Source organism: Palleronia sp. LCG004 (genome assembly GCF_032931615.1).
Taxonomy (GTDB): domain Bacteria; phylum Pseudomonadota; class Alphaproteobacteria; order Rhodobacterales; family Rhodobacteraceae; genus Palleronia.
Window position 1 is genome coordinate 532,719 of the sequence record NZ_CP136759.1, and the last position, 18,289, is coordinate 551,007.

At 56.9% G+C, this 18,289-nt stretch carries 11 protein-coding genes, 2 pseudogenes and 1 other annotated feature; of the genes and pseudogenes, 8 read left to right on the forward strand and 5 right to left on the reverse strand.

Annotated elements, in window-relative coordinates:
* The first annotated feature begins 115 nt into the window (after positions 1-115).
* Complete coding sequence (locus tag RVY76_RS02595; protein ID WP_317375635.1) at positions 116-637, forward strand: transposase family protein; 522 nt, start codon at positions 116-118, stop codon at positions 635-637.
* Positions 638-1,359: 722 nt separating this feature from the next.
* Here RVY76_RS02595 and RVY76_RS02600 read toward each other — a convergent pair.
* Positions 1,360-2,331: an MBL fold metallo-hydrolase gene (locus RVY76_RS02600; RefSeq protein WP_317375637.1), complete on the reverse strand. Its 972-nt coding sequence runs from the start codon at positions 2,329-2,331 to the stop codon at positions 1,360-1,362.
* Between the two features lie 266 nt (positions 2,332-2,597).
* Here RVY76_RS02600 and RVY76_RS02605 point away from each other — a divergent pair, with 266 nt between their 5' ends.
* Positions 2,598-3,230: a tyrosine-type recombinase/integrase gene (locus tag RVY76_RS02605; protein ID WP_317375639.1), complete on the forward strand. Its 633-nt coding sequence runs from the start codon at positions 2,598-2,600 to the stop codon at positions 3,228-3,230.
* A gap of 325 nt (positions 3,231-3,555) precedes the next feature.
* Here the strand turns inward: RVY76_RS02605 and RVY76_RS02610 are convergent.
* A protein-coding gene (locus RVY76_RS02610; protein WP_317375641.1) for an IS3 family transposase occupies positions 3,556-4,790 on the reverse strand; the annotation gives its coding sequence in 2 pieces (ribosomal slippage) (positions 3,556-4,493 and positions 4,493-4,790; 1,236 coding nt in all).
* Positions 4,387-4,503, reverse strand: a sequence feature (AL1L pseudoknot). (Overlaps the previous gene by 117 nt.)
* A 397-nt stretch (positions 4,791-5,187) precedes the next feature.
* On the opposite strand from RVY76_RS02610, the gene RVY76_RS02615 reads away from it, so the two are divergent.
* Positions 5,188-7,833: a hypothetical protein gene (locus RVY76_RS02615; RefSeq protein WP_317375643.1), complete on the forward strand. Its 2,646-nt coding sequence runs from the start codon at positions 5,188-5,190 to the stop codon at positions 7,831-7,833.
* 528 nt (positions 7,834-8,361) lie between these two features.
* Positions 8,362-8,766, forward strand: a pseudogene (locus tag RVY76_RS02620) (integrase); the annotation flags it as partial.
* Between the two features lie 64 nt (positions 8,767-8,830).
* Here RVY76_RS02620 and RVY76_RS02625 read toward each other — a convergent pair.
* The gene (locus RVY76_RS02625) at positions 8,831-10,033 is read right to left on the reverse strand and encodes an IS256 family transposase (protein ID WP_317375645.1); all 1,203 of its coding nucleotides are present in this window, start codon (positions 10,031-10,033) and stop codon (positions 8,831-8,833) included.
* 92 nt (positions 10,034-10,125) lie between these two features.
* Between RVY76_RS02625 and RVY76_RS02630 the strand changes: the two are divergent.
* The 4 genes and pseudogenes from RVY76_RS02630 to RVY76_RS02645 all read left to right on the forward strand — a co-directional run.
* Positions 10,126-10,365 (forward strand): annotated as a pseudogene (locus RVY76_RS02630) (tyrosine-type recombinase/integrase); the annotation flags it as partial.
* Between the two features lie 179 nt (positions 10,366-10,544).
* On the forward strand, positions 10,545-11,696 hold the full coding sequence (locus RVY76_RS02635; protein ID WP_317375646.1) for a DNA cytosine methyltransferase: 1,152 nt from the start codon (positions 10,545-10,547) through the stop codon (positions 11,694-11,696).
* Positions 11,693-14,662, forward strand: coding sequence for an ATP-binding protein (locus RVY76_RS02640; protein ID WP_317375648.1), 2,970 nt, complete (start codon positions 11,693-11,695; stop codon positions 14,660-14,662). Before RVY76_RS02635 ends, RVY76_RS02640 begins: the two co-directional genes overlap by 4 nt.
* Positions 14,655-16,553, forward strand: coding sequence for a response regulator receiver domain (locus RVY76_RS02645; RefSeq protein ID WP_317375649.1), 1,899 nt, complete (start codon positions 14,655-14,657; stop codon positions 16,551-16,553). The genes RVY76_RS02640 and RVY76_RS02645 overlap by 8 nt, the downstream gene beginning before the upstream one ends.
* A gap of 227 nt (positions 16,554-16,780) precedes the next feature.
* Here the strand turns inward: RVY76_RS02645 and RVY76_RS02650 are convergent, their stop codons facing one another.
* Both RVY76_RS02650 and RVY76_RS02655 read right to left on the reverse strand, forming a co-directional pair.
* Positions 16,781-17,368: a tyrosine-type recombinase/integrase gene (locus RVY76_RS02650; protein WP_317375651.1), complete on the reverse strand. Its 588-nt coding sequence runs from the start codon at positions 17,366-17,368 to the stop codon at positions 16,781-16,783.
* A gap of 158 nt (positions 17,369-17,526) precedes the next feature.
* Positions 17,527-18,288: an HNH endonuclease gene (locus RVY76_RS02655; RefSeq protein WP_317375653.1), complete on the reverse strand. Its 762-nt coding sequence runs from the start codon at positions 18,286-18,288 to the stop codon at positions 17,527-17,529.
* Position 18,289: the final 1 nt, after the last annotated feature.

Consider the following 18,289-nt stretch of genomic DNA (forward strand, 5'->3'; position numbering starts at 1 on the left):
CAAAAGTGCGTTTGCGAGTCATTTAGCGAACAATTTCCGATGCTTACACTTCGAAAGCATTTTGCAAGAATTATAAATTTGCCAGATAGCGATGTTTGTGAAAAATGATGTCGAAATGAAAGAGTCCGGCTTCATCTTCTCGACCTGGCACTATCCAAAACGTGCTAAGTCGTTGTTTCATGGTTGGAACGATGGCCTTGCGACGATATCCGTCCCGGATGACGATTATCCGGGAAGCTTCACCTTCACCTACCGAAGCGAAGAAGAGGCGCGAGAAGTGTTCTTACGGCGCCGAAGCATTGCTGATCTCGACGATGTGTTTAACCTGACCCGTCCGGGAATGAGACGGTTTCTTGCTGGGATGCAGATAAATCGCGAGGACGAGATCTGTCGGAACCGCGCGGAGGGAATGTCGCTCGCAAAGATAGCGAAGCTGCATCGAACCGGCGCTGCGACTGTAAAGGGGATCCTTGAACACCGAGGGTTTGAAATCCGTCCTGGAAATACTCTGAAGCGTGAACCGTCTACCGATGATCTTTTACGCGCCAAAGCGGAGGGGAAATCTATCAACGCCATAGCAAAACAGTTCGGCGTTCATTGGATGACAATTAAGAGGCGACTCGATGACCTCGACTAGCAAGCATCCGAACTCGTTGCCTGTACCAGACGCACGTCAACTCGTTTGTCGGTTAGGAGCGGTACCGCTATGGGACTGGGCCTGAGCGTTGGGGCACTTTGCGCGGTCTTTCGCGCGGCGGTCGTTTACCGCGAAAATCTGCTGTCTGAGGGTGGCCGATTCTGACGCCTTTCGGGCCCTGAGCGGACATTCGCCCCTCGGTCCAGATGCTGCAGTCGCGCTCCGCATTGCGGACATTGCATCATGAGAGCAGCATTTCCCTATCCTGGATGACGGCATCGCGGACGAAGCTGCGGTTCGCGTCACCAATTTGACTGTCCGCTTCGGCAATGCCAATGCCAATACTGTCCTCGCCAATGCGCAGCCGGCTCAGGAAAAGAAGATCATGGCGACAACAAGATCCCAGGCTCGTCCCTTTGCCCCTCCTTGAGATCCGACAGGACGACGAATATCCAGGCTGGGTCAAAGAGGGGCGGCGAAATGTGCTGCCTTGTTCTCGCGAATTTGGAAATCTGACATCTCTGAGACGGCAACTTCTCGGGCCCGAACCCTTCGGGTCCAATCACGCAGGTTGTCAGCGTGATGTCGCCCGAACAGCGCTGTCGGACAAATTGGAATTGGTCCGACAGCGCCATTTTCGTCTAGGCGCTTCAGTAGCTACCTAAGAGTGAAAACCGCTCCAAAAATCCGCGACCAGCTCTCAGCTTGGCGGGACGACCGCGTTACATGTGCTGCCATTCTTCTGGAACCCAAGCGTAGGCCCCGTCTTTTTCTTCGACATGACCGATACCAGGGAACGGCAAATGGGTGCCCGCAACGGCAATCTCGTCGGCAACCACCATATCCAGAACACGGCGGCGCGTCTCGGCGGCCTGCGCGCTATCTGCGTCAAAGGCGATACCGGCATCGGGGTGGCTGAACTGCAGCGACGCCACAGCTGTGCTGTCTCCCCATATGATCAACTGATCAGAGCCATCCGACACACGGAGCCCGCTGTGTCCTGGGGTATGCCCCGGCATTGCCAAAGTGGTGAGCCCGCCACCAAGATCCGTATTGTCGCCAAACATCTCAGTCCGCTGGGTGTAGGCCTCGCTGACAGCACGTGCCAGGGCAAAAAAACCTTGCGACGATTCCGGCGCACCCGACGCGATCGTCTCGTCCGTCCAGAAGGCATGATCGGTTTCGCTGACATGCAACGATGCATTCGGGAAGACCGGGCCATTATCTCCCATGAGTCCCCCGATGTGATCCGGGTGCATGTGAGTCAACACAATGCGCGTGACGTCTTCAGGTGCAACGCCAAGCGATTCCAGCAATGTGCGCAACCGGCCTGCCGTTGGTCCAAAGGAACCGCCCGCACCAGCATCGACCAAGCTGACCTGGTCCCCCTGACGAATGACGTGAGTACTGATCGCTAGCGGAATCGGGTTTGCGGGGTCAAGATAAGCCGCCTTTAGTGCTTCCTCGATTTGCTCCTCCCCGAGGTTCGTAACAAGGTTCTGTTCGAGTCCAAAATACCCGTCTAGCAATGTCGTCACGCGCAGATTGCCGACCATACGGTCATAGAAGGTTGGAAGTGGTGCCATCGTATGGGCCGCGGCCTGCAGGACCTGTGGGCGTCCGGCTGCAAGAAGAGCAGCCCCACCCGCGGCGCCGAGGATCATTCCACGGCGCGAAAGATCGAAAGAAGTCATGAGTTATTCCCTGTTTCAAATGCAGAACTTCAATTCTGCGAATTGTATGCGTTTATTCAAATAGGTCTGAATTTCAGTTGACCAACCGCTGAGAGCATAGACAGACCAAAGGCCCTCGAACGAACAGCGGACATCTTGCGGATTTGCGGCATTCCACAACTCGGGCTCGGAGCGGACGTGGGATGCAGGGCAGAAACCTGTGATATAATTGCATAGTCAACGTCGGGTTGTCGTTGTGGAGGGCATGGCGGATCGGAGGATCAGTCATGGAAACACCAAACCTACCAGCCATTCGCGCACTTCGCCCTGCATGGAACAAGGGCCGCATCGTCGGGCAGAAACGACCACTGAAGCCAAAGCATGTTTGGGCAATCCGCGTTCGACTTGAACTGGCCGAGAACCATCGCGACCTCGCGCTGTTCAATATGGCCATCGACAGTAAACTTCGAGGCTGTGACCTGGTGAAGATGAAAGTCGTCGACGTCATGGCGTCTGGTCAGATCAAGGAGCGTGCCACGGTGCTGCAAAGCAAGACGCAGAAACCGGTACGCTTCGAGATTTCCGAAGGCACCCGGACCTCAGTCGCGGAGTGGATGGAGGATGAACTCATGGTCGGCTCAGAGTACCTTTGGCCGGGCCGCTTCCATGAGCGTCTTCATATCTCGACCCGCCAGTACGCGCGGATCGTCCGCGATTGGGTCACTTCGATCGGTTTAGAGGCGAGTGCCTACGGCACGCATTCGATGAGGCGAACAAAGGTAACCCAGATCTACAAGAAGACCGGCAACTTGCGTGCGGTCCAGCTTCTGCTTGGACACACCAAGATGGACAGCACCGTCAGATATCTGGGTGTTGAACTCGAAGATGCCTTGGCGATTGCTGAAGCAATTGAGATCTAAACCGAAGGGCCGTTCGCGAGGACGGCCCTTTGCGGACATTCGCAAGTGGGTCAGCTGCCGCGGCGTAGCTTCACCGAAGCGGTCGTTCGTGCGTAGCGCAGCATTTTTCGACGGCAGACATCGGCTGAGCGGGACCTTCCTGCCGTTCGCCACATCTGCTCAGTATTTGCTGCGCCTGCAATCGCGTTTCGTATTAGGGCGAGCTAAGGACCTTCGCCGCGAAGACCGGATGGTTTCGAAAAACCTGCGAAACCAGACTTTGTCGGCTCCGTGGCATCCAGTTATATGAACCGCGCCGGGTTTGCCGGAGACCGTTTGCTTCACTTTATGCGACCATATCGAGCGCGGCACGCTGCGCATAGTAGTTGGCTTCGGCCTCGACAGGCGGGATGTTCCCGATGGGTTCAAGCAGCCGGCGGTTGTTGAACCAGTCCACCCATTCGAGGGTCGCCATCTCAACAGCCTCGAGGTTTTTCCAAGGACCGCGACGGCGAATGACCTCGGTCTTGTAGAGGCCATTGATCGTTTCGGCCAATGCGTTGTCGTAGCTGTCTCCGACGCTTCCTACTGAGGGCTCGATGCCAGCGTCGGCCAAGCGCTCGGTGTAGCGGATGGAAACGTATTGGGACCCGCGATCGCTGTGATGCACCAGGCTGCCGTCACCATCGGGGCGTCGTTTGTAGAGTGCCTGCTCCAGCGCATCCAGAACGAAGTCCGTCTTAGCCGACCCTGACACCCGCCAGCCCACGATGTGGTTGGCGAATGTGTCGATCACGAAGGCCACGTAAACGAAGCCGGCCCAGGTCGAGACGTAGGTGAAGTCGCTCACCCACAGCACGTTCGGTGCCGGGGCCCGGAACTGGCGGTTCACCTTGTCTTGCGGACATGGTGCCGACATATCGCCTTGCGTGGTCTTGATGACCTTGCCACGCACGGCCCCACGCAGCCCGATCTGGGTCATCAGCCGCGCCACCGTGCAACGGGCGACATCAAAGCCTTCCCGTCTGAGCTGGTGCCAGGCTTTGCGCACGCCGTAGACTTTGAAGTTGGCGTCCCAGATCCGCTGAATCTCGGGACGCAATGCTGCATCCCTTTGTTGTCGCGCCGACGCCTTGGATGGATCGGCACGGATGGCCAGGTGCGCATAATACGTCGATGGGGCGATCGGCAGAACCCGGCAGATCGGCTCGACCCCATAGACGACACGATGATCGTCGATAAACCCGATCATCGCTTCAACGGGCGGTCGAGCTCCGCCTGAGCGAAATAAGCTGATGCTTTGCGGAGGATCTCGTTCGCCTGACGCAGCTCACGGTTCTCGCGTTCAAGCAGCTTGATCCGATCGCGCTCGTCGCTACTCGTGCCACCCGCAGCACCGGCGTCCTTGGCGGCCTTCCTCAGCCAGACTGCAAGCGTCTGCGGAATACAGCCGATCTTCGGTGCAATCGCCGCTATCGCGGCGCCCTGCGTTTCATAGGAACTCTGGTGTTCCAGCACCATCCGCACCGCGCGGGCGCGAACCTCAGGTGAATAGCGGTTGGCCATCTTGCTCTTTTCCATGACTCTCATCCTTCTCAGGTTTCAAGTCTCCGGCAAACCCGGCGCGGTTCAATATGCTGCGCGCCGCGCGACCGCTCCGCGCCCAGAGCGACCGAGGTGCGCCAGCTCCAGTTTGCATTTGCAGCGACCTGACGTGAGATATGAAGGGCCCGAAGCGGAAGCATCGCGCTGGCGCGGAACTGCGAAAAGTAACCTTAGCCGCGCGCGACACTTTTTGGTAAAATACGTACGGAGTTGCTATTCGCTTTGGGGGCCGAGCTTACGCTGCGACCGCGAAGCCATCCACAGGGTTGGCGGGAAGCGGATCTTTGCTGCGAACCGAACGAAGGTTAGCTTTGCGGTTTACCTCCAATGAACAGGGGGAATTACACCCAAGGAGTTTTTTCGGAGCATTGTCTTGGCTGGTTTTCTCTTCAAGGATCGGGAGTATTCGACCCCCATCCAGTTCACCATCGACCTCTTCGGCGCTGTGGTGGCGATCTGGGCGGTGCTGCAGATTGGCATCTTCATCGAACCCAAGGTGCTGCTCGGGGCGCAGGTTCTGCAATACCTTCTGCCAGCCGTTGCGCTTGCGGTCGTGCTCATTCATATGGGCCTGCGCGCGCTGCGGATAGGCCGGGCGCTGCGCTCCGGCTTGCGGCTTCCTCGGTGGCGGATCACCGGTAGGCTGGCGATCCTGTGGGCGGGGCTATTTCCCGCGACCTGGGCAGAACGGTCCGCCGACCGCGTCTTTCGCGGCGAATGGCATTACCTCGCAGCCTTAACCTTCTGCATCAGCGGGTTCTATGGCTTCGCGTCTGTCAACATCTCGGACCGGCTCGACGTCCAACAGATCGCGCAGGAAGAGATCGGACAGCGTGGGATGCGGTTCTCGACTGAGAGCTACCGCAACGCATTCTATTTCCAGAACGCCAAGTCGCTCGACCTTTTCCACGAGGCCTTTGGCGTGGACCAAGACCGGATGAGATGGGACATGTTCGAGCTCACCCTGAGCCGCCCGGCCCCCTTCACCGGCCGCCCGATGTTGCACGAGTTGATCGACCGCGCCGATTGCGACGACCTTGCGGAGGACGCAACACTGACCGCGGACCAGAGTCGGCGGCGCTGCGACGCGCGGGTCGACGCTTTCCTCGACATCTTCGACGCCGAGGTGCGGCGCGGGCCGCCATGGCACGCGGCGGCGCTCGGCTGGATCGGGATCGCCCGGGCGGAGCGCGAGGAGCCGGAGGCGCTTAAGTATCTCGACCCCGGGGCGCTCGACTTCCGCTTCGCGCTTCTCAACGAGCGCGGCGCTTCGGATTTCGACTGGGATGGCGAGGCGGGCAATTTCGACGGCGACAGCGAGGCTCAGCGTTTGGCGGTGTCCGTGCTCGCCCATGCGCTGAGCCGCCGCGCCGGGCACCTGAGCGCGCGGCTTGCCCAAGACTACGGCCTCACGCTCGACGCCGACGGCTTACTGCCCGCGGGCGCGGCCCCGCCGGACACGCCGGATTTCGACGAGCTGCACAACCTCGCCGTCGCCGACCCGCTGACGGCGCTGCAGATCCTGCACGAGCGCAATGGCCGCGTAACCGCCGCGCGGCTGGCGTGGACGGTCGAGGAACTCGACGCGATGTACGCCGCCATCTGCGCGGCTACGCCCGGACGGGTCGCGCACTTCGCTGCCCGCGCGGCGGGTCCGGTGCGCGACTGCGACCTCTCGCGTGCTGACCCCCAGATCGGACCGCGCGCCCTTGGTGGCTGGACGGCGGCGCTAGTCCTCGAGCCCCTGGACGACGAACCCGACACGATGCTGGCGCATTGGGGCCGCCTTACCAGCCTGGTGGATGACGGTACGACGCGCTCGGCGCGGATCAGGGGGCTAGGCGCGGTGGCGCTCCGGGACGAGCGGCTGCTCTGGGTGCCCGAGGATGCCGAGCTTCCGCTCATCGCGGCCGTGGGCACGCGACCCGGCCTCTTCGCGGGCCAGGGCCACATCTTCCTTCTGCACGACGGGGCCGCGACCGCCGCAATCAAGTTGAAGAAAGGCGGGAAGGGCGCGGCGAGTTTCGAGATCGTGCCTCCGTTGCAGGAGGTCACGGCGGCGATCCCCACGGACCTGCTCGAGTTGCGCCTGCCTCTGCAAGTCCGCGCCCGCGCCGAGGGCGCGGAGGTTCTGCTCGGCGTCTCGGGTGCCACAAGCGATGCGCCCTTCCGGATGCGGTCCATGGCCGAGAACTGGCGCGACATCCCGATCCCGCCCGGTGCGAAGCAGGTGACGCTGGTCGTTCTGGTTCCAAAGGGGGGCGCGCGAGACACTGTCCTGAGCTTCTCGATCGAGGAAAAGACCGGCCTCACCTGCCGGCCGGGCCCGGCGGGGCTAGTCGGTCCGGGCATAGAAAGCGAAACGCGACTCATGCCCGAGGCCGATGCGCTCGGGGCGTGCCGTTTCGCCGTTCGCGAGGCGGTGGATACGGAATTCGAAGCGTCAGGCTTCGCGCCGCTCGACGTGGATTACTCCATCTTGCGCACTGGCCCTTACAAACCCGGCTCCACCGATTGCACGACCCTGGCGGAGGCGGGGGCGACCGAGAGCGTTTTAACGGCGTTCGGGGTCGAGGACGATGTCGAGCGGGTGTCGGGCGCGCTCGATCCTGGCTGTTATGCGGTCGAGTGGAACACCGCCGCCGCCGAAGTCGCAGCGCCCTTCACCATGCGCATCGCCGCCACCGCAACCGTGCCCGGCGCGACAAGCGGATCAGCGATCCCGATTGCGCAAAGCGGGCGTTTCGAGATGAACCGAGGCGACCCACTCGCGGACCGCGCGGAGATGTGGGTCGACGTCTCAGACGTGAGCCGGCCGGCGCGCATCGTGGTCGAAGGCTTCGAGGGAGACATCGACCTAACGGTCTTCGATGCCGACAACGTCGAGATCGACAGGGCCCTCAGCGTCGAGACGCCGGAGATCTTGGAGACCGACCTGACAGATGCGACGCGGATCAAGGTAACGCAAGTTGCGGGCGAACCAGCAGCGCTCGGGGCGTTCACGTTGCGCATCGACTGAACCTGAGCCGGTAGAGGCGCGCTTTCTGCGGTCACTGACCTTATCGGGCTCCTTGATCCCGAATACGGAAAATTCCGTGAGCCATTCCGCTTCTACTTGTTTGACAAACAGCGATTATTCACCACGGCCTTCTTGAGCTTTTCATCGCTCGCCCAGTGATCAAACTCAGCCGTTCGGCGTAGTAAGCTGGCCGGAAGCCATTGCGGTATTCGATTTGACGCGCCTTCGACCTTTGCGACGAGATGCACAAGCAGACGGTTAGTCGTTGGCTTAGTTTGCTACGGAGGCCAAGTTGCTACGGCATGTATCCACGGCAGCTTTGACCCGAGGCAACGCAGCATCCTAGCGCTCGGTGAGGGGCCTGGAAGGGCCTCGTAACGCCCCGCGCGCAGCTGCACCTGCAAAACTCAACTGGCGCAACTGGGTCACTCTGGGCTCGAAGCCGACTTTCGCCGCGGATTTGTGGTATGGTGATGCGTCGGCGAAGTGTCGAAGACGTGGCGGGACCGGTGGAGCGGAGGAACCACCATGTCTACCGCCAACCTACCAGCAATCCGCGCCTGCCGTCCCGCTTGGAACAAGGGACGCATCGTCGGCCAGAAACGTCCGCTGCAACCGAAGCAGGTCTGGGCGATCCGGGTCCGCCTCGAGATCGCGGAGCGGACTCGCGAGCTGGCGCTCTTCAACCTCGCCATCGATAGCAAGTTGCGAGGCTGCGATTTGGTGCGCCTCAAGGTCGCTGACGTCTATGCGGCGGGTCAGGTCAAGCATCGCGCCGCGATCGTTCAGAGCAAGACAAGGCGGCCGGTCAGCTTCGAGATCACCGAAGGAACCCGGAAAGCAATCGGAGCATGGCTCGAGGCACCGCTGATGGTCGGATCGGAGCATCTCTGGCCCGGAAGGTTCCATGAGCGGCGGCACATCTCGACCCGCGATGGTGTCCCGTGCCGTGGTGTAGCTCACGATGGGCCTAGCGCTTCTGGGCGGGCCGAGCTGGTCAGTTGCACTGTGCTGCAGGCAGGCTGACGGTGAGATCATCGCAGAGAGGGGCGAGCGTTTCCAGCGTCATGTATCGACCACGCTGCACAGTCCATTCTTCGGTCTGTTCCATGAGGATCGCGCCGACGAGACGGCGTATCGAGGCCTCGTTGGGAAAGATTCCGACGACATCGGTGCGCCGCTTGATCTCGCCGTTCAGGCGCTCGATGGGGTTTGTCGAGTGCAGCTTGGTGCGGTGTTGCGGGGGAAAGGTCATGTAGGCCAAGACGTCCTCCTCGGCTCCATCCATGAGCGTTGCGAGCTTCGGCAGCTTGGGCCGCATCTGGTCAGCGACCAGGCGCCACTGCACTTTGGCCGCCGCGTGGTCCGGTTGAGCAAAGGCCGTGGCGATGAATGCTGAAACGACCCGTCGGCTGTTCTTGCCAGCGTGAGCCAGGGCATTGCGCTGGAAGTGAACGCGGCAGCGCTGCCAGGTCGTGGACAACACACGCGCCGTCGCGGCCTTGATGCCTTCGTGTGCGTCCGAGATGACGAGCTTCACGCCGTTCAGACCGCGACGGACAAGGTCGCGAAGGAACTCGGTCCAGAACGGTTCGGCTTCCGAAGCGCCAATCGCCATACCCAGGACCTCTCGGCGTCCGTCGGTGTTTACGCCCACCGCCAGGGTCACCGCGACGCTGACGATGCGACCTCCCTGACGAACCTTGAGGTAGGTGGCGTCAATCCAGAGGTAGGGCCATTCGCCATCGATCGGCCGGGTCAAAAATGCATCGACCCGCTCGTCGATTTCTTCGCAGAGCCGACTGACCTGGCTCTTGGAAATGCCTGTGCCGCCCATGGCCTGCACCAGATCATCCATAGACCGTGTCGAGACACCGTGGACGTAGGCTTCTTGTATCACGGCTGTCAGCGCCTTCTCTGCGGCCCGCCGCGGCTCGAGGAAGGACGGAAAGTAGGAGCCCGTGCGCAGTCGGGGGATGCGCAGCTCGACGCTGCCCGCCCGGGTCTGCCAATCCCGGTCGCGGTAACCATTACGTTGCGCCAAACGCTCAACGCTTTTCTCGCCATAGTCGGCGCCCGTCTTGGCGCCAACCTCAAGGTCCATAAGCCGTTCGGCTGCAAAGCCGATCATCTCGCGGAGTAAATCGGCATCGGCGCTCTTTTCCACGAGTGCGCGCAGGTCCATCATCTGTTTGGTCATCGGGTTCAATCCTCGGTTCAGGTTGGTGGTCACAACCCGACCCTACCGAAAAACCCGATGGCCACCGTAAGCTACACCACCTCCGGGGACGTCACCCGACCCGCCAGTATGCTCGACTCGTCCGAGACTGGGTGACATCCATCGGCCTTGAGCCGAGCGGTTATGGCACCCATTCTATGCGGCGCACTAAAGTCGCGCAGATTTACCAAAAAACCGGCAACCTGCGGGCGGTGCAACTCCTCCTTGGACACACGAAGATGGACAGCACGGTGCGTTACCTGGGCGTCGAGTTGGAAGATGCGCTCGCGATTGCCGAGGCGGTAGAAATCTGAACTGAGCGGGCCGGCTGTCGCGGCCGGCCCTGAGCCGACCTTGAGGCAACACAAAATCTCTGCGATGCAGCTTTCCGAAAGCGGACATGGAGGATAGTGGGTTCTAACAGGCTGGTTTGGAAGCAAGGCTCTGCGTTCCTGATACTATTTCATGCTTTATGCTACCAAAAAAGGTGAGAATGCTGGATTGGAATCAAATGGGATCACGGCCAACGGCCGTCGACTTGTTCGCCGGCGCGGGTGGGTTTTCTCTTGGTGCAATCAGATCAGGCTTCGAGGTTAGGTTTGCCGTCGAGAACGATAAATTCGCTGTTCAGACTTATAAACGGAACATTTTGAATGCCTTCGGCAAGACCAATCCTGTTGTACTTGACGGTAGTATACTTGAGTACGTCCCTACAGAACTCGCGGGCGTACATTTCCAAGATAGGTCGTGCGATTTGGTGTTGGGCGGCCCTCCATGTCAGGGATTTTCCACACACAGAATTCTGAATGCTGGCGTCAACGACCCACGCAATGAGCTAGTTCATGCATACTTTGATTTCGTTAAAGCACTGAAGCCCAGGGTTTTTCTTATGGAGAACGTTCCTGGCATTTTATGGAACCGTCACAAGCCTTACCTGGACAAGTTCTATGCGGAGGGCGAAAGGGCTGGCTACGATGTTCGCCAGCCAATTGTTCTTGATGCGCGTGATTTCGGTATTCCACAAAGGAGAAAGCGCGTTTTCATCTTGGGTGTTCGACGCGATGTGCATGTCCCGCCAAAATTTTCTTGGCCGCCACGGCAAACGCACTGCGATCCAGCGAAAGTGATCGGTAGTTTGGAGCCTTGGATAACTTGTAGCCGCGTCTTCGATCCGACGTCTGAAAACGATGCAAACAACATGCACATGAACCATGGCGTCGAACTCATCCAAGCTTTCAAGAACACACCAGTTAATGGCGGTAGCAGAAAAGATTCAGGAAGGCTGCTAGCATGTCACAAGGGCCACGATGGTCATAAGGACGTCTACGGTCGAATAGATCCTAGCAAACCCGCGCCCACGATGACCACCGCGTGCATCAACCCGTCGAAAGGCCGATTTGTACACCCAACTGAGCATCATGGAATTACCGTAAGGCAGGCCGCGAGAATCCAAACATTTCCTGATCACTTTGTGTTCGAAGGCGGCCTGACCGCAGCAGGGCGTCAAATTGGCAATGCTGTACCCGTCGAACTGGGCAGAGTTCTGACCAGTGAAATCATAAAACATTTGATTGTGAGCGATTCACGCAAACTGGGTGTTGCCCGAAAATATTTCGAGCCAGCTGAAAGAAGTGAATTTCAATGATTGAAACACAAGCATTTCGAACCCAAGCGCGGACAGTCGACCATTTGGGTCGAGAGCAAATTGCAGATTGCCCCACCGCCGTTTCAGAGTTGTGGAAGAATGCATATGACGCATATGCCCGGAACGTAAGTCTCCACATATTTGATGACCCTGAACCTGTGGCAGCTATTTTCGATGATGGCCACGGCATGAGCTACGAAGAGTTTCTCAACCGGTGGCTAGTGATTGGTACCGACTCGAAGTTCGATAAAGATGTGTCCGACGAGAAAGACAGGGACGGCCTAAAAAAACGCTCCAAACAGGGACAAAAAGGCATCGGACGTTTGTCCTCGGCCAATCTTGGACCTTTGCTATTGGTTGTAAGCAAGCGGAAAGATAAGAGCTTTGTTGCAGCACTCCTAGATTGGAGAATATTCGAGAACCCCTATTTAGTTCTATCAGACATCCAAATTCCAGTAACAGTTTTCGAAAAAAAGAGTGAGCTTCGTCAACTGCTTCCTGCGCTTTTTGATAGCCTTACAGACAACCTATGGGGATCACCTGCTGAGCCAGATAGGGCTAAGCGCTTGAAGGTTGCTTGGGAAACATATGACCGGGTCATGCAGGAGGCTGATCCAAAAATCAAAGCTCCATCCAACCAGATAGCCGGTACCATCATCAACGCTGTATTCGAGGATAAGCACTTCGAACCTTGGTCGGTTTGGAAGGGCGAGAAAGAGCATGGAACTGCGCTTATCGTTTCTGAGATCAACTATGATCTTCGAGCTCAGCTACCTTCGATTGATCCAGAAGGAAATGTAAAAAAAATTAGGGAGTCATTCTTCGCAACGCTGTCGGCTTTTACCGATCCTTATGTTGATCCAGAGGCTTATGAACACAACGCTTTCGACCCTGATTTCACCTATGAGGTCAAAACTTGGGTCGGTGAAATTGGAAAGCCTGTCGTTGAAGACGAAAGAGAAGTTATAAATCGGGCCGTTACACAAGAACTAGAGCATGTCCTGTCGGGAAATGTGGATTCTCACGGGATCTTTCGTGGCCAGGTAAAAGCCTTTGGGGAATGGCGCAAACTCGGTTCTGAATATGTCATCTACCCACCGAAAGACTTCAAACTGCCCCAGGGTCCCACAACTTATGTGGGACCATTTAGTATTCACGTCGCGACATATGAACGAAGCAGAACCAACTCGAATCTGTCTGATGCAGACTGGGCTCGGTTCGAGTCCCTTGCAGAGCAACACGGTGGCTTCCTGCTGTTTCGAAATGGCCTTAGGGTGCTACCTTATGGACGCATCGACAATGATTTCTTTCAAATCGAAACCAATCGCAGCATTAACGCTGGCCGGGAATACTGGAATGCACGCCGGATGTTTGGTCGCGTGGCGATTTCGAGAGAGAATAATCCAAATCTTCGAGACAAGGCGGGCCGAGAAGGGTTTATCGACAACCGCAGTGCGAAAGCTTTGCGGACTTTGGTAATGAATATTCTGAAGCGCGCCGCCTATGAATATTTCGGGAGCAACTCGAGCCTACGCAAGGAACTACTGCCAGAAATACAAGCGAGAAACTTCGCTGAAAAAGCTGAGGCCGCACGACGGGAGCTTGCGAAGACGAACGCTCGGAAGTTTCGTGGCCGGCTAAAGAAAAACTTGCCATCTCTCATGGACTTCTATGAGAGCACAAGCCAAATTGTGATTGAAACATCGATTGCAAACCAACAAGAGCTAGAGGATGCCCAAGCAACAATAGACAGTTTGAGCGAGCGCTTAAGTGATCTTAGGTTATCGGGAGCTCCCTCTAGACTTGGTTCGGTAGAGGAGGACTACCGACGTTTCAGAACGCTGTATGCCGAAATGCAAGAACGTCTCAAATTGTTAGAGGGCAAGCGCGCGGCGGCAATTGAGACAATAAATCCTAAAAAGCCTGAGGAGCTTGCGCAAAAGCAGTTAAACAGTTATGCGAGCCGGCTTCAATCGCGACTTAGGAGTTGGCGCAAATCAATCGACCAGTTGCAAGAGTCAGAAAGAGGTCGTGTGGATGCTCTTTTTGACGAGCGCAACAAGATCTTTCATTCGCTGGCGATGCCACTTGTTGAGCAAGTTCGATTGAAGCGCCTTGGTCTAGACGAAGCGCTCGAACAAATGAAACTATTGCAGGCGAAGCTAGACACGGAAAACGAAGACACCTTTCAATCCTATCTGGACACACTCGAGGTCATGAGTGAGAACATCAACATTGAGCTCATTGCACGACAAGGGATAGCGGACAACGCTGCGCTTCGCGACGACCTTAATCAGCTAAATCAGGTAGCACAGTTGGGCGTAACAGTCGAAATTTTGGGGCATGAATTCAATAGTAATGAGCGCATGGTCCGGGAAGGCATTCGACAAATAAAAGCAGCTGGAGATGTATCTGGAACTCAATTAGTTGAAGACGGCTTTGAGGCGCTCAGTCAACAACTCGACTTCCTCTCGCCGCTCAAAGTGTCGGGCTCGCGTACTAGACGAACTCTAACAGGCCAAGAAATCATAGACTATTTGAAGCGCTTCTTCGGGGTTGTTTCAGAAAGCCGAGGGATCAAAATCCATGCGTCTGAGGGTTTTAAGTCCCTGTCTCTGGAGGAACAACCCTCTAGAATTCTGCCGGTCTTTGTCAATTTGGTGAACAACAGCGTTTATTGGTTGGTAAATTCTCTTACTGAAAATCCAGAAGTGTTTTTCTCGTCTAACGATGGAAAAGTTATTGTGTCTGACAATGGGCCGGGGATTGATCCATTGGATCAAGAGAGTCTCTTCAAGATGTTCTTCACACGCAAATCGAGCGGCGGACGTGGCATTGGCCTCTATCTATGCCGCGTAAACTTGATGGCAGGTGGCCACTCCATTCGGCACTTGAATGAGCTTGAACAAAAAGTTCTTAGTGGCGCAAATTTCTTAATCGATTTCAAAGGAGTTCGCTTTGACTGAAGCGGCCACTTTTTCAAGCTTGATCCACGAAGCATTCATTGAACCACTGCGGTCGGTCCTGATAGTGGATGATCAGTATCCGACTTGGGAAGAAATCTTGAATTCGAAGATGGAGGGCGGCGCTCAGAACAAAGCCTTAGAGGAGCGTTCAGTTGGCAAGGAATGGGTTAAGAAAAACCCGAGCGAGCCGTTGGCGATAATCAAGGAATTTAGAGACCAGAAGCCAGGGTTTGTTATTGACATACACGATGCTCTGGCCCCTACGCCTGCTGAAGTAGTGTCAGGCACAAGCCCTCAAGAAAGTGCGTCTGAATTAGCCAGTCATCTTCACCAGTCAGACTTGCTTGTCTTGGACTATAACTTGGAAGGCGATGCCGGTGGATTGGGTGGCGCGAAAGCAAGAGAAATTCTACGCATGGTGCTCGCGAACAAGCACTTTAACCTAGTTCTTCTGCATACTGGAGAAGATGATCTAGACAAAGTGATGACTGAGTGCCTTATTTCATTGATGCAGAGCTGCACATCGCTGTTTGACGAAAAAGTTCAGCAAGGGCTAGCTGGACTGGATGAAACGCTCGATGAGCTCGAAGTTGAGGGTACTTTCGACCGTTCCAAGCTGAGGGAATTTTTTCCTGATGATTTATATTTAGCCATCAGAAACCCAAAACTGGCTTCCCGCGACGTTTTTGGTGAGTTCATGCAGGGAAAGGGTCTGCTTGCCGATCTGCACGGTTGGGGTGATGGCATTGGGTTGAAGGGCGGGCAACTGCGCTCGTTCGTAGATTGGGCAATCCGTGAAAGTGAAAGGCCGCGGCTCGATGAGTTCAATGGTGCTACCGTTGAGGGACTAAGCTGGAACGCGAATGCAGACCAAAAGTGGCTGCGTACGTCGAAGGGTTTTGTCGCATTTGTGAAGAAAGGACCCGGTGACTTGTTGAAGGAGCTGCAGGAAGCATTGGAAGACTGGAAGCCGACACCATCGAGACTGCTTTCTGCTAAGTATCGATATGAGCTCAACAGCGTCGGTGTTGCTGCAGAAGACAAGTCACTGGCTAAGGCTAGCGTGTTTGCTCAATTTTATGACGGCATCCGGGAGCCAACGAGAGACGGAGTTCTTCCAGAACAAGCAAAACTATCCCGCGAATTTAAGCTGAAGGAGCATGTCGCTCGTCAATCCGAAGCTATTGCCTTCCTCATCGAGGATGAGATTGTGAATTTTGGTGAGAAAATCGTGCAGGCTGACGAAGCCACTGACGATACCTTTGCATCCCATTATGGAGTTGATTTGAAAGATGAAGGTATAAAACGCGATGCAGTGAATCAATATAACAGCTACGTTTCAACACTTCCACAAAAGGCAGGCGATGCACAGTTGGACAGCGGGCATATACTAAAGCAAGCAAATGGGGATTGGTGGATTTGCGCTACCCCTGCATGTGATCTTCAGCCCGGCCAAAACACAATCGCCTTCGGCGGAGATGGCCGAAGCCTGCGCCCCTTTACTGCTATGCGCCTCGTTCCGATCAAGGCGGATGATATGGACAGCGACCACATCAACAGTGGCTCCTATTGCTTCATAGAAGATCTGGAAGCCAAAAAAGTCCTTTGTTTGGGGCTCCGGACGACCGCTGATGAGACAAAGCCAGCCACGCAGAAAGTTACTTGGCGAACTTTTGTGGCAAAGAATCAAGGCTTGATCACTGGCGGCAAATGCACGGTAATTCTACCACGATTGGGCGACACCAAGATTGAGTTGCCGGAAGAAGATCTCACTTTAGTGGCGAAGCTCAGATATGAATATGCTCTCAACTTTATTCAACGGGTTGGGTCTAGCGTATCACGAATAGGCCTTGGTTACGCGTCTTATCCAAACAAACCTGCCACGGAATAATCACTTCAATGCCTTACTCCCCGCTCCGTATCCGCTTTCAGGGCTTACCTTAAATTCAATGTTCGCATGGTCATGGCGTCCGTTCCCTTCTGCAGAAATCGTACGAAAAACTCTAGCGACAGGCGTAGCGAATGTCAGTTCTAGCGAATCATTTAAGACTACCGCGCACCTGCAGCGAATGGTTCCTTCCCGCCCACATTGCTCATCGCTGCATCTGCAGCATCCATCTACCACAGATCGTCGAATCGATGCGCCGCGGTCCGCGTGTAGTGCGCTGTGTGGCGGGGATCCCGGTGCCCGAGGTAATCCTGGATCAGACGCAAGTCACGACCCTTGTTCGCAAGCGCAAAGCCGCAGGAATGGCGCAGCATGTGGGGATGGACGCGGCCGAGGCCGGCGCGATCACCAGCCTTTCCAATGATATAATTGACCGCCTGCCGCGTGAGGGGCTGCTTCCGCTCGGAGACGAACAGCCAAGGGAGCGCATCCTCCCGCCGAGCAAGCCATCGCCTGATCGCGCGCAACTCGTCGCCGGCAATGGGCTGCTCCACGTTCAGCCCATTCTTCAGCCGTGCTACCCAGACCCGTGACTGGGCGAGGTCAACGTCCTGCCGACGCAACGCGATCGCTTCGGACACGCGCAGCCCGTGGCGGAACATCATCAGGATCAGGACGTAGTTGCGGATCCCGTGCCGGCCGTTCTTGGTTGCGGCGAGGAGCCGGTCTACATCCGGCTGACCAAGGTAGTCCCGTGCCCGGACATGAGCATCGGCTGCACGGTCGTCGACACTCTTGACACTTCGCCGGTCGGACATCAGTTGATCACCCCTCGCAAGTCTTTTGGCTGGCTAGCTTGGACCGCAGCAGCTCTTTACACTATGCACGTTGTGTAAAGAGTTCTCGGCGCAGCGCTGAACTGTTGGTCGCATACGTATGAGCAGCTATCTCGCCGACGCGCGGCAAATGTCTGTTTTCACGTAACAGCCTTGAAGAGCTTCGAGCGATGCCAAGCAAGATTTGTACGGTGCTTATCGGTCAACAAAATCGATTGGTCCCAGCGAAGCTCTGCACGTGCCATGTCGCTTAGGGCAGGAGAAAAAAGGGGCTGGCCACCGTCGTCGAAGCTCACGAGCCCACGGTCGAACGCGGCGTCCCAGAGTGCCGAGAGCAGCAATCCGTTGTGGATATCCATGCGTTCGGCGTCGCTTTCGCAATCCTTCCAGGGAATAATGTGCGACGCACGAAGAAGGGGCTCGTCTAAGATGCCCGTCAGTGGACAGCGGCCCTGCCAATACTCGAGCAGTCCCGACCGGAACACGTCCTGCCCGATGCGCTGAACGACCAGCCGTTCGGCCTCGGTGCTCGTCGGCAGATCCTTCACCTTGGCGTGGAACTTCGCGAGCGGCGCGTCGGGAAGGCTGGCCGCAAGCTGATAGACCCGGGGCATCTGGGCGTAGAGTTCGCCGAGTGTCGCGAAGGCGTAGCGGGCCAATCCGGGCCCGCCGGCGACAACCCCGGCAAGCCCTAGTTCCTCGATCACCCCCCCGTGGTCGATGGCGAGCAGCCAGCCGTCGGCAGCGTCACGCGCCAGCCAGATCGAGCCCTGAGCCGTCGTTGAGCTGTAGTGTCGCCACCCATCGGTCTCGCCATGCGTCCGGCGGAACCCGTTCTGGAACGCGACCTTGTCGCATTCCTGGCGGGTGACGAAAGACTGGGGCGCCTCGACAACGGCCATG